This window comes from Streptomyces hainanensis (assembly GCF_004348415.1).
In the GTDB taxonomy this organism is placed as follows: Bacteria; Actinomycetota; Actinomycetes; order Streptomycetales; family Streptomycetaceae; genus Streptomyces; species Streptomyces hainanensis.
Window position 1 is genome coordinate 1 of the sequence record NZ_SMKI01000251.1, and the last position, 11,561, is coordinate 11,561.

11 protein-coding genes are annotated in these 11,561 nt (G+C 72.2%); 5 read left to right on the top strand and 6 right to left on the bottom strand.

The genetic code is table 11. The features are described from left to right. Positions 1 to 45: 45 nt before the first annotated feature. Positions 46 to 750 (bottom strand): DedA family protein, encoded by a 705-nt coding sequence (locus E1283_RS21960; protein ID WP_132819839.1) that lies wholly within the window; start codon positions 748 to 750, stop codon positions 46 to 48. Between the two features lie 272 nt (positions 751 to 1,022). On the opposite strand from E1283_RS21960, the gene E1283_RS21965 reads away from it, so the two are divergent. The 4 genes from E1283_RS21965 to E1283_RS21980 all read left to right on the top strand — a co-directional run bounded on the left by E1283_RS21965 (position 1,023) and on the right by E1283_RS21980 (position 5,075). Continuing rightward, complete coding sequence (locus tag E1283_RS21965; RefSeq protein ID WP_132819840.1) at positions 1,023 to 2,246, top strand: hypothetical protein; 1,224 nt, start codon at positions 1,023 to 1,025, stop codon at positions 2,244 to 2,246. Between the two features lie 132 nt (positions 2,247 to 2,378). After that, complete coding sequence (locus tag E1283_RS21970) at positions 2,379 to 2,891, top strand: SigE family RNA polymerase sigma factor (RefSeq protein ID WP_132819841.1); 513 nt, start codon at positions 2,379 to 2,381, stop codon at positions 2,889 to 2,891. Positions 2,892 to 2,910: 19 nt separating this feature from the next. Then, positions 2,911 to 4,221: a hypothetical protein gene (locus E1283_RS21975; RefSeq protein ID WP_132819842.1), complete on the top strand. Its 1,311-nt coding sequence runs from the start codon at positions 2,911 to 2,913 to the stop codon at positions 4,219 to 4,221. A 371-nt stretch (positions 4,222 to 4,592) separates the two neighbouring features. Further along, on the top strand, positions 4,593 to 5,075 hold the full coding sequence (locus E1283_RS21980; protein WP_243745006.1) for a peptidylprolyl isomerase: 483 nt from the start codon (positions 4,593 to 4,595) through the stop codon (positions 5,073 to 5,075). On the opposite strand, the gene E1283_RS21985 is transcribed toward E1283_RS21980, so the two are convergent. Beyond that, positions 5,062 to 5,445 carry a winged helix-turn-helix transcriptional regulator gene (locus E1283_RS21985; protein WP_132819849.1) on the bottom strand — a complete coding sequence of 128 codons (384 nt, stop codon included), beginning with the start codon at positions 5,443 to 5,445 and terminating at the stop codon, positions 5,062 to 5,064. The two genes, E1283_RS21980 and E1283_RS21985, sit on opposite strands and share 14 nt — an antisense overlap. Between E1283_RS21985 and E1283_RS21990 the strand changes: the two genes are divergently transcribed. Beyond that, positions 5,353 to 6,162, top strand: a complete 810-nt coding sequence (locus tag E1283_RS21990) for an NAD(P)-dependent oxidoreductase (protein ID WP_165956203.1) — start codon at positions 5,353 to 5,355, stop codon at positions 6,160 to 6,162. The genes E1283_RS21985 and E1283_RS21990 overlap by 93 nt on opposite strands. On the opposite strand, the gene E1283_RS21995 is transcribed toward E1283_RS21990, so the two are convergent. The 4 genes from E1283_RS21995 to E1283_RS22010 form a co-directional block, all read right to left on the bottom strand. Continuing rightward, positions 6,113 to 7,132 (bottom strand): hemolysin family protein, encoded by a 1,020-nt coding sequence (locus E1283_RS21995; RefSeq protein ID WP_132819845.1) that lies wholly within the window; start codon positions 7,130 to 7,132, stop codon positions 6,113 to 6,115. The two genes, E1283_RS21990 and E1283_RS21995, sit on opposite strands and share 50 nt — an antisense overlap. Next, a complete protein-coding gene (locus E1283_RS22000; protein ID WP_132819846.1) occupies positions 7,129 to 8,484 on the bottom strand; it encodes a hemolysin family protein in 1,356 nt (451 codons plus the stop codon). Before E1283_RS22000 ends, E1283_RS21995 begins: the two co-directional genes overlap by 4 nt. 212 nt (positions 8,485 to 8,696) lie before the next feature. Next, a complete protein-coding gene (locus E1283_RS22005; RefSeq protein WP_132819847.1) occupies positions 8,697 to 10,181 on the bottom strand; it encodes an aminopeptidase P family protein in 1,485 nt (494 codons plus the stop codon). A gap of 107 nt (positions 10,182 to 10,288) precedes the next feature. After that, on the bottom strand, positions 10,289 to 11,561 hold a 1,273-nt coding region (locus tag E1283_RS22010; protein WP_132819848.1), incomplete at its 5' end, for a PP2C family protein-serine/threonine phosphatase.

Consider the following 11,561-nt stretch of genomic DNA (forward strand, 5'->3'; position numbering starts at 1 on the left):
AAGAGACAGCACCGGCCGCCCCTCCCCGGCCGCTTCGGCCGCCGACTACCGCTTGGCGTGCCGGCCACCCCGGGACGGCGTGGACGCGCCGCCGGGCGCCGGGGCGCCGCCTCCGGCGGCCTCCCTCGCCGATGAGCGGCGGGCCCGCAGGAACTCGATCACGATGGGGACCACGGACAAGAGCACGATCGCGATCAGGATCAGCTCGATGTGCTCGTTCACGAAGGCCACCTGGCCGAGCGCGGCGCCCAGCAGCGTGACGCCCGCGCCCCACAGCACGCCGCCGATGATGTTGAAGATCACGAACGACCGGTACTGCATGTGGCTCACGCCGGCGATGATCGGCGTGAAGGTGCGGATGATCGGCACGAACCGCGCGAGCACCAGTGACTTCGGCCCGTGCTTCTCGAAGAACGCGTGCGCCTTCTCCACGTTCTCCTGCTTGAAGAGCCGGGAGTCCGGCCGGTTGAAGAGCGAGGGGCCGACCTTGCGCCCGAAGAGATAGCCGACCTGGTCCCCCACGATCGCGGCCAGCACGATCAGCACGCACACCAGCCACAGCGGGTAGTCCAGGTACTGGCCGTTCACCACCAGCAGGCCGGTGGTGAACAGCAGGGAGTCGCCCGGCAGGAAGAAGCCGATCAGCAGGCCGGACTCCGCGAAGACCACCCCGAGGACCCCGATGAGGCCGAAGGACTCGATGAGGTACTCCGGGTCGAGCCAGCTGGGCCCGAGGGCGAGAGCGTCCATGAAGTGGGAACTCCTGAGGCGCGGCCCGAGTGCCTGCCGCCCGGGCGATACCGCCAGGCTATCGTGCCCGGACCCCGCCGGGACCCGCGAGAAGTGGCCCGCGGGGGTGCCCGGGGCGACTCCGAGAACCCGCTCGGAATTTTTCTGAAGACGTCTGCGACATCCCCTCGCGGCTCGCGCATCCATATCAGTGACGGGGCGAGACACGCGGGGGAACGCGGCTCGCCGGGGCCTCCGCCGGAGGCCCGAGCCGAGGTAAGGGGAAAGCAGACATGAGCACACGCAAGGACGAGGCTGTTCGGCCGCTGTGGAAGCGCCGGATCGGGCTGACCGCCGCCATCGCCACCGCGGCGATGGCGTCGATGGTCGCCGCCTCGCCCAGCTTCGCCGAGGCGTCCGCCGACGTGCCGCGGACGGAGCAGGAGACGATCGACGCGCTGACGGCCCTCCTGCCCGGCGACCTGGTGATCACCGAGTCCTACGGATCCGGTCTGGACGAGGGGGCCGACACCTACGCCTCCGTCACCGCGGAGGACGGCTCGGGCACGGTCTCGTTCGACCTCAACGCGCACCGCTGGGCCACGGAGGACTGGCGCGACATCGCCGGCTGCCAGGGCTTCGGCGAGCCGGAAGAGGGCTTCACCTGCGAGGACACGACCCTGGACGACGGTTCCATCCTCTCCCTGGTCACCTACGACTACGAGGACGAGGGCTACCCCGAGGAGGGCATCGAGCCCAGCCACACCCGCGGCTGGGAGGCCTGGCTCGAGGGCCCGGGCGGCTCCGACCTGGAGCAGCCCGGTGGGCGGGCCGTCGTCCTCTCCGAGTACCGGGACCTGACGGACGAGGCCGACCCGGGCGCGTACGTGCCGCCGGTCGACCTCGACCAGCTGGCCGAGGTCGTCCAGGCGCCGGTCTGGCAGGACGTGCTGGACGCGGCCGACGCGGAGTACGGCGCCCCGGAGGACTTCGAGGAGGTGCCGAGCAGCGACGTCCCGGCCGACCAGCTCAGGGACACCTTCCGGTCGCTGGCCCCCGAGGGCCTCGAGATCGTCGACGTCGAGAACGAGGCCGGCGAGACGGGCCACGGCTCGGTCACCGTCGACGACGGCGAGGGCCCCGGCCTGGTGGAGATCACCGCGTACGACGCCAGTTGGCGCGAGGACGTGGAGGCCGGCTCCGTCGAGGGCGTGGAGCTGGAGTCCGAGGGCGTCGAGGTCGTCGCCGAGGACGAGCTGGCCGACGGCCCGGACTGCCAGGACACCACCCTGGAGGACGGCACCGTGGTCAGCGTCTGCGACTGGCCGGCCAGCGACGAGGACCCGCTCGCCATGAACTGGGCCGTCGTCACCTACCCCGACGGTTCCTCGCTCGACATCACGGCGTACAACGTTCCCAACTGGGACGCGGAGCCGACCCGCGCCGACGCCCCGCTGAGCGGTGAGCAGCTGGCCGAGATCGCGACCGCCGACGAGTGGCGCGCGCTGCTCGGCTGATCGACGGCTGTCGGTCTCTGACCGCACGGGTGGTGCCGCACAGATGTGCGGCACCACCCGTGCGACAAACTCGGGCCCCTCGCGCGTCTTGGTAAGTGCGAGGGCGTTCATCGGCGGACACGAGGGGGATGGATGGGACGGCGGGACGAGGATTCGTACCGGCAGTTCGCCGTGAGCCGGAGCGCGGCGCTCTACCGGTCGGCTTGCCTGATGACCAGTGGGGACACGCATCTGGCGGAGGATCTGGTGCAGGAGACCCTGAGCCGGATGTACACGGTGTGGCACCGGAGAAAGTGCATAGACAATCCGGACGCCTACGCCAAGACGGTCCTCGTCCGCGTCTATCTGACGCACCGCAGGCGCCGCAGCAGCTCCGAGCAGCCGGCGGTGCGGCTTCCCGAGCAGCCGGCCGTCGAGGTGGGGGACTCGTCGCTGCGCGTCACGCTGTTGCAGGCGCTCGCGGAGCTTCCCCGCAAGGACCGGGCCGTGTTGGTCCTGCGGTTCTGGGAGGACCTCAGCATCGAGCAGACCGCGGAGGCGATGCGCACCAGTTCCAGCGCCGTCCGCTCCCGATCCAGCCGCGCTCTGGCGAAGCTCAGAACCCGGCTGGGCCACGCAGGCTTCGCCGAACTCACCGCGGCCTAGGGCCGGTGGAAGGATCCCGATGAGACACGACATGCACGAGATAGACGGGCCCGGAGAGTTCGAGCGGGAGTTCGGCGCGATGTTGCACCAGGCCGGCGGCGGCTTCCAGCCGGACAGCCAGGTGCTGGCCGAGGGCGGGTTGCGGCGCGGCAGGATCCGGCTGTGGCGGCGCAGAGCCGCGATGGTCACGGGCGCCGCCGCGGTGGCCGCGGTCGCCGTGGCCGCGGTGCAGCTTCCGGGCGGTGGAGGCGGCGGTGAGAACGTGTTCGACGTCGCGGACACCCCCGAGAACCGGTCCGACCTGATCGCCACGCTGACCGCGATGCTTCCCGAGGGGCTGGAGGTCACGGATTCCATGGCCTTCACCCCGACGGAGACCGGCGACCCCAGTGTCAGCTTGTCGTTCGGGGAGGGGCCGGGAGACCTCACCCTCGACGTGTCCATGCTGCGTTGGCAGGCGAAGGACTGGCGTTCCGAGGCCGGCTGCTGGGAGATCCTCGACCCCGAGACCGAGTCGTGCGAGGAGACCGAGCTGGACGACGGATCGGTGCTGAGCTTCGAGTGGATGTCGTTCAGCGATGCCGAGTTGGGGGCGGAAGCCCCCGACGCGGACGCCCGGGAGATCAATCCCTTCGAGGGCGAGGAGGGGGCGGTGCCGTTCTCGCACTACCAGTCATGGCGGGCCACCCTCGAATCGCCGACGAGTTGGGGCCCGGAAGCCGAGGGGCTGCGGCAGATCGTGGTCTCCCTCGACTCGACCGGCGAGGGGGCCGCGGATCCCGGCGTCGAACCCCCGCTGAGCCAGGACCTGCTGGAGGAGATCGCGCAGGCGCCGGTCTGGGGGGATGTGCTGGCGGTCGCCGACGCCGAGCACGGTGCTCCGGACGAATGGCTCGACTTGACCACCAGCGACAGCGAGGTGCCCGGTGATCAACTGCTGTCGATCTTCGGTGAGTTGGCGCCCGCCGACCTGGAGATCAGCGAGGAGGAGCCCCGCGAGACGGGAACGGCCTCACTCACGGTCGGTCGGGGCGAGGCGTCCGCCCAACTGGGGATCAACGCGTACGACAGTGGCTTCGGCCTCGATTCCGGGCCGACGGACGATCCGTCCTGTGAGGTGCGGGAGCCCCACGAGAACGGCACCCAGATCTTCCTCTGCGACTACGCCCTGGAGGACAGCCTCAGCCAGTACTTCGTGGACGTCTACTATCCGAACGGCGCCTCGGTCGACTTCCAGCTGCTGTTCGAGGAGGGCGCCGGATCACCGCTGACCCTCGAGGAAATCGGCGAGATCGCCGGCGGCCAACAGTGGCAGGACCTGTTCGACTGACCACCGGGCCGGCCACCGATCGGCTCCCTCCGCCCGCCGTCTCCCCTGGTGCGGTGGGCGGAGGGAGCACCCGCCGGGTCGGTGGTGCATGATGTGCCTGCGTGCGATTCCGCATACAGGTATACGGAAAGGCATCTGACATGACCCGCTCCTCCCGGCGTCTCGCGACCGCGATCCTCTGCCTCGGGCTCGCGTTGACGGCCTGCGGCTCCGACTCCGAATCCGACGATTCCGGTTCCGGCACCGAGGAGGAGACCACGGCGCCCGAGTCCGCGGGCGAGGCCACCGAGCAGGCCGAGGGCGGCGAGGAGCCTGCGGAGGGGCCGGCGGGGCCGGCCGCCGCCGAGGCGTCCGACGCCACCGCCGCCACCATCCACACCAGTGAGGGCGACATCGCGGTCACGCTCTTCCCCGAGCAGGCGCCGCTGACGGTGACCAACTTCGTCGGCCTGGCGGACGGTTCGCTGGAGTGGACCGGCGGGCAGAGCGGAGACCCGCTGTACGACGGCACGATCTTCCACCGGGTCATCGACGAGTTCATGATCCAGGGCGGCGACCCCGACGGCACGGGTGCCGGCGGCCCCGGCTACCAGTTCGCGGACGAGATCGACCCCGGGCTGACGTTCGCCGAGCCCTACATGCTGGCCATGGCCAACTCCGGCCCGGGCACCAACGGTTCGCAGTTCTTCATCACCGTCATTCCGACCGACTGGCTGGACGGCATGCACACCATCTTCGGCGAGGTCGCCGACGAGGAGAGCCGGGCCGTGGTCGACGCCATCGTCACCACCGAGACGGACGCGCAGGACCGCCCGGTGGACGAGGTCGTCATCGAGTCGATCAGCGTCGGCTAGCCTCCACGCCCGCCTCCTCCGGCACGCCCTCCGCCCCGCCGCGGATCCGTACGATCCGCGCCATGTGCTCCCTGCCCCAGGCACCGAGCGGGCGGAGGGCGTCGTTCAGGGACGCGCCGAAACCGGTGAGCGAGTACTCCACGCGCGGCGGCACCTCACGGTAGACCTCGCGGTGCACGATCCCGTCGGCCTCGAGCTCCCGCAGCTGCTCGATCAGCACCTTCTCGCTCACCCCGGGCAGCTCCCGGCGCAGCTCGCCGAACCGCCGGGTCCGATCGTGCAGCGCCCACAGGATCAGCACCTTCCACTTGCCCCCGACGACGTCGACGGCCGCGCGCTGGTCAACCTCACCAACGGCACCCCCGCCCAGGCCCGCGAGACCGCGGCCTGGGCCGCCGAGCACGCCGTCGACTACCTCGACGGCGGCATCATGGCCATCCCACCGATGATCGGCCACCCCGGCGCCACCCTGCTCTACAGCGGCTCCCGGGCCGTCTTCGACACCCACGAGAAGACCCTGGAGCGGCTCGGCGTCGCCGCCTTCCTCAGCGACGACCCCGGCACCGCGCCGCTGTACGACATCGCCCTGCTCAGCGCGATGTACGGGCTGTTCGGCGGCGCGCTGCACGCCCTCGCCATGGTCCGCCCCGGGGAGGGCAGGGCCACCGAGTTCACCAGCACCCTGCTGCTGCCCTGGCTCCAGGCGATGATGGCCTCGGTGCCGGAGTTCGCCCGCCAGCTGGACTCCGGCGAGCTCGGCACCCGCGCCGCCAACTCCAACCTGGCCATGCAGGCCGCCGCCTACGTGAACCTGCTCGACGCCAGCGCCGCCGAGGGCGTCGATCCGCTCCTGGTCCGCCCGATGGGGGAGCTGCTCCACCGTGCGGTCGCGGCGGGCCACGGCGACGGCGACGTCCCCGCGCTCGCCACCCTGCTCCGCGCCCGCCCCCCACACCGACGCCGACGCCCGCTGAACAGGCCGGCGGCCGGGGGCCCGAAGGCCACCCGGCCGCCAACCGTCACCAGAGCACCGCGCGTCACACGGGCTGCGGGCCCATCAGTCGGACCAGCAGGTCGTCCAGGCTGATCAGACCGGTCACCCGGCCGTCCGCGCCCCGGACCACCGCGAGCGAGGCCCGCCGCTGCCGCAGCTGCTCCACGGCGAACGCCACCGTGTCCTCGGCCGTCAGGTCGGGCACCGGTCGCGCCAGCTCCCTGGCCGTGACCCGCTCACCGCTCGCCCGCGCCACGATGGCGTCCCGGGCGTGGACCGAGCCCACCACCCGCTGGCCGTCGCGCACCAGCAGCCGTGTGTGGTCGCTGGCCGAGGCGGCGGCCAGGATGGCCTCCGCGCCGGCGTCCGCCGACACCTCGGCGATCCGCGAGGCCGGCACCTGGATGGCGCCCACCGGCGACTGCGGCTCGGTCAGCGAGCGGGTGATCAGCCCCGAGTCGGTCTCGCTGATCAACCCGAGCCGCTGTGACTCGGTCACCAGGTGCGTCAGCTGCTCCCGGTCGTGCACCGAGGTGAGCTCCTCACGAGGGGTGACCCGGCACATCCGTACCAGGCTGTTGCTCACCTGGTTCAGCGCCCAGATCAGCGGCCTGACCACCCGCACCATGCTGCGGAACACCGGCGCGAGCAGCATCGCCGAACGCTCCGGGTGCGAGATCGCCCACGACTTGGGCGCCATCTCGCCGATCACCATGTGGAGGAAGACCACCACGATCATCGCCAGGATGAACGCGACACCGTAGGTCAGCCCGGCGGGCAGCCCCACCGCCTCGAGCAGCGGCTCTATCTCGTGTGAGACCGCCGGCTTCGAGATGGAGCCCAGCAGCAGGGTGCACACCGTGATGCCCAGCTGCGAGCCGGCCAGCATCAGCGACAGCTCGTGCATGCCGGCCATGGCGGCCTTCGCGCCCCGCTGGCCGTCGGCCAGCGCCTGCTCCATCCGGTGTCGCTTGGCCGCCACGAGCGCGAACTCGGCGGCCACGAAGAAGCCGCTGAAGAACAGCAGCACCACGGTCACGGCGAGCGCCGTCATGGGGCTCATGAGCGCAGCCCCTCACGCTCGCGCACCGCCGACAGCTCCGCCACCGGCAGCAGCGCGAGCCGTATCCGGTCGGGCACCCGGCGGTCGAGCGACAGCACCTCGAGCTCGGCTCGGCCGCCGTGCGCCAGGTCGACCACGATCCGGTCCCCGACCGCGGGGAAGCCCCCGGACCGGTCGATCACCAGACCCGCCACCGTCTCGAAGGACTCGTCCTCCGGCAGCTCGATCCCGGTCGCGACCGACACCTCGTCCACCCGGCGGCTCGCGTCGACCAGCCAGCTCTCGCCGTCGGCGACGGCGAGCTCCTCGACCAGGTCGCTCTCGTCGGTGATCTCGCCGACCAGTTCCTCCGCGATGTCCTCGAGGGTGACGATGCCGGCGAGGCCGCCGTACTCGTCGAGCACGCAGGCGAACTCCTCGCCCGCGGCCTGCATCTGCTCCACGGCGCCCGGAAGCGGCAGCGTGTCGGGCAGCAGCAGCGCCCGCCGCGCCAGCGAGCCGGCCGTGAGCTTGACCGCCCGCTCCGGGCTGATCCGCATCAGCTCGCGCACGCCTATGACGCCCACGATGTCGTCGATCCGGTCGCCGATCACCAGGTAGTGGGAGTGACCGTGCTCACGGATCAGCTCGACCGCGGCCGCGGCGGGCGCCGAGGCCCGCACCGTGTTCACGTCGACCCGGGGGACCATGACCTCGTCCAGCGTCCGGTCGGAGAACTCCAGCGCGTGGTCGAGCAGCACCGCCGTGTCACTGGTCAGCTGCCCGTGCTCGCGCGACTCCTCGATCAGGTGGCCCAGCTCCTCGAGCGTGGCACCGTGGTGCAGCTCCTCGACGGGCTCGATGCCGATCCGACGCAGGATCCGGTTGGCCGAGGCGTCGAAGATGCGGATCACCGGGCCGGCCACCCGCAGGTAGACCAGCGTCGAGGAGGCCAGCGTCTTGGCCAGCCGCTCGGGGATGGCGAGAGCCATGTTCTTCGGGGCCAGCTCGCCGAGCACCATCTGGATGCCGGTGGCGAGCAGGAACGCCATGACCAGGGCGATGCCGGACACCGCGGCGTCCGGGAGGCCGATGGCGCTCAGCGCCGGGTCGACCAGGGTCGAGATCGAGGGCTCGGCCAGGAAACCCACCACCAGGCCGGTGACGGTGATACCGAGCTGGGCGCCCGACAGCATGAACGAGAGTCGTTCCTGGACCTTCATGGCCCGTGCGGCGCGCTTGTCACCGGCGGCCGCGTCACGGCCGAGGGACAGCCTGTCGGCCGCCACGAAGGCGAATTCCTGGGCGACGAAATAGCCGGTGCCGGCCGTCAGAACGAGGACGGCGACGAGCCCTAGCAGTGCGGCACTCATCTAACACCACCTCGCCGTGTGCCGCGGCACGCCATGTGCCGGCGAGGTGGTCCGGGACTATGCCCGTCAGGGTCCGTCGATTGGGCGGACACGAGCTCTCCTTCCAGAGATTTTGACTCACTCAACGCGTCACAGCGCGCCCGTGTTCCCCAGGCTGTACCCGAAATCGCCCTCTTGACACCTTCACCTGCCGTTTCCGACCACGACGCCCGTCACGCGCGTAGCGCCGCCATCCACGCCTCGACCTCGTCCGCCCGGCGCGGCAGCCCGGCGGACAGATTGCGGCTGCCGTCCTCGGTGACCACGATGTCGTCCTCGATCCGCACCCCGATGCCCCGGTACTCCTCGGGCACCGTCAGGTCGTCGGGCTGGAAGTAGAGGCCCGGCTCCACGGTGAGGCACATACCGGGCTCCAGCGTGCCCTCGACGTACGTCTCCCGGCGCGCCGCGGCGCAGTCGTGCACGTCCATGCCGAGCATGTGGCCGGTGTTGTGCAGCGTCCAGCGGCGCTGCAGCCCCAGCTCGAGCACCCGCTCGACCGGCCCCTCGAGCAGGCCCCACTCCACCAGCCGCTCGGTCAGCACCCGCTGCGCCGCCTCGTGGAAGTCGCGGTACTTCGCGCCCGGCCGCACCGCCGCGATCCCCGCCTCCTGGGCGTCGTAGACCGCGTCGTAGATCCGCCGCTGGAGCTCGTCGAACCGGCCGTTGATCGGCAGCGTGCGGGTGATGTCGGCCGTGTAGAGCTCGGTGCCCTCGACGCCGGCGTCGAGCAGCAGCAGGTCGCCGGAGCGCACGGGGCCGTCGTTGCGCACCCAGTGCAGCGTGGTGGCGTGCGGGCCCGCCGCGCAGATCGATCCGTAGCCGATGTCGTTGCCCTCGACGCGGGCGCGCAGGAAGAAGGTGCCCTCGATGTAGCGCTCCGAGGTGGCCTCGGCCCGGTCCAGCACCCGCACGACGTCCTCGAAGCCACGCGCCGTCGACTCGCAGGCCCGGGCCAGCTCGGCGATCTCGAAATCGTCCTTGACCAGCCGCATCTCGGAGAGGAAGACCCGGAGCTCCTCGTCCCGCTCGGCGGTGATCTTGTCCGTCAGCGCCGCCTCGACCACCGCGTCGTGCGCGCGGACGACACGGACCGGGCCGGTCGCCTCCTTCAGCAGCTCGGGCACGGTGCGCACGTCCTCGACGGGCAGCCCGTAGCGCTGGGCGGCCTCCGCCAGGCTGTCCCGGCGGCCGACCCAGAGCTCGCCCTGGCCGCTCAGCCAGAACTCGCCGTTCTCGCGGCTGGAGCGGGGCAGCAGGTAGAGCGTGGCCCGGTGACCCGCCGGGCCGTCCGGCTCCAGGACGAGCACGCCGTCCTCGGTCTGGTTGCCGGTGAGGTAGGCGTACTCGACGGCGGCCCGGAACGGGTAGTCGGTGTCGTTCGACCTGGTCTTGAGCCGGCCGGCGGGGACCACCAGACGCTCGCCGGGGAAGCGCGCCGACAGCGCGGCACGGCGCCGCGCGGTGTGCTCGGCCTGCCGGACGGGGGGCAGGTCACGGCGCTCGGTGTCGGCCCAGCCCTGCTTCATGTTCTCGGTGAGCTCGTCCGACACCTTCGGGGCGACGCTGTTCTTGCGCTGCTTGAACCGCTCGGCCTCGGTCTCGGCCTCGGTCCCCGCCTCCGCCGACCGCTCCTCGCCCCGCTCTTCCTCGGCCACGTCGCGCCCTCCTCGCTTGCTTGGCCTTCCATCGTATGTGCGGGTACCCGGCGGGCGACAGGTCGGCGGCGCCCGCGTGACCGATGCCTCGTCGCGCGGCCGCCCCGTCAGCAGAAGTGGGCGGCGAGCAGGATGACGTCCTCGCTGTGCTCGGCCGCACCCGGTCGTTCGAGGTCCGGCAGCACGGTCTTCAGCAGGTGGTCGACGAGCGCCTCGGGGTCGGCGCGGGTGGCCGGGGAGGCTGCCTCGGCGGCGGCCCTGAGACGGGCGAACGCGCGGTCCATCGGCTCGCCCGTGCGCAGCAGCAGCCCGTCGCTGTAGAGCAGGACCGTTTCTCCCTCGACGAGTTCCACCCGGACGCTCGGGGCCTCCCAGCAGGCCAGCATGTTCAGCGGCGCCGAGAGGCCGGTCTCGGCGAAGTCGACCCGGTCCCGGCCGACGACCAGCGGCGGCGGGTGGCCGGCCGAGGCGAGGGTGACGCGGCGCAGCGCCGGCTCCGCGTAGCCGAACAGGGCGGTGGCCGACCGGCCTGGCTCGGTCAGCCGCAGCAGCAGTTCGAGGTCGGAGAGCACCGCCACCGGGTCCTCGCCCTCCATCACGGCGTAGGCCCGCAGCCCCGCCCGCAGCCGCCCCATCGCCGCCAGCGCGGTCGGGCCCGCGCCGGTGGTGCCGCCGACGGCGAGCCCGAGGGCGGCGTCCGGCAGCAGCAGCGCGTCGTAGAAGTCCCCGCCGCCGCGTGGCCCGGCCCGGTGCCGGACCGCGAGCCGGACCCCGGCCGCCGGTGGCAGGCGGGACGGCAGCAGCCCCTCGTGGACGGCCGCGACGGCGGCGTGGGCGCGGGAGAGTTCGAGGCGGTTGGCGATGTGCTGGCCGGCCTGGCGCAGATAGAGCGCGAGCAGGTGGCGCTGCCTGGCGTCCGGCTGCCGGGGGTCGTCGTAGAGCCAGACGGCGGCGCCGAGGGCGCCGGGTGTCTCGGCGCTGAGCGGGACGGCGTAGCTGGCGGCGAAGCCGAGCCGGGCGGCGACCTCGCGGTGGCGCGGGTCGATGCGGTCCTCGTGGGCGATGTCGCCGTGTACCGCCTCGGCCGGCTCGCCCGCGGCGCCGGGCAGCGGCGCCTCCAGCCCGCGGGGCACCGTCTCCAGCTGGCCGAGGTCGGCCCGGCCGAGGCCGAGGCCGGCCAGCCGGCTGGGGCCGAGCCCGTCGGCCGGCGCGAGCGAGATCAGCCCGCGCCTGGCGCCCACCAGGTCGGCGCCGGCGCGCAGGGTCTCGTGCAGGGCGTCGTTGAGGGTGCGGGTGCGGCCGAGGCGCTCGGTGAGCTCGTGCAGGATGGTGAGGTCGGAGATCCAGGAGGCCACCCGGTCCTGCACCCCGGCCCCCGGC

Coding starts and splice junctions, on each gene's coding strand:
- E1283_RS21960 (WP_132819839.1), bottom strand. CDS start 750: ATGGACGCTCTCGCCCTCGGGCCCAGCTGGCTCGACCCGGAGTACCTC.
- E1283_RS21965 (WP_132819840.1), top strand. CDS start 1,023: ATGAGCACACGCAAGGACGAGGCTGTTCGGCCGCTGTGGAAGCGCCGG.
- E1283_RS21970 (WP_132819841.1), top strand. CDS start 2,379: ATGGGACGGCGGGACGAGGATTCGTACCGGCAGTTCGCCGTGAGCCGG.
- E1283_RS21975 (WP_132819842.1), top strand. CDS start 2,911: ATGAGACACGACATGCACGAGATAGACGGGCCCGGAGAGTTCGAGCGG.
- E1283_RS21995 (WP_132819845.1), bottom strand. CDS start 7,132: ATGAGCCCCATGACGGCGCTCGCCGTGACCGTGGTGCTGCTGTTCTTC.
- E1283_RS22000 (WP_132819846.1), bottom strand. CDS start 8,484: ATGAGTGCCGCACTGCTAGGGCTCGTCGCCGTCCTCGTTCTGACGGCC.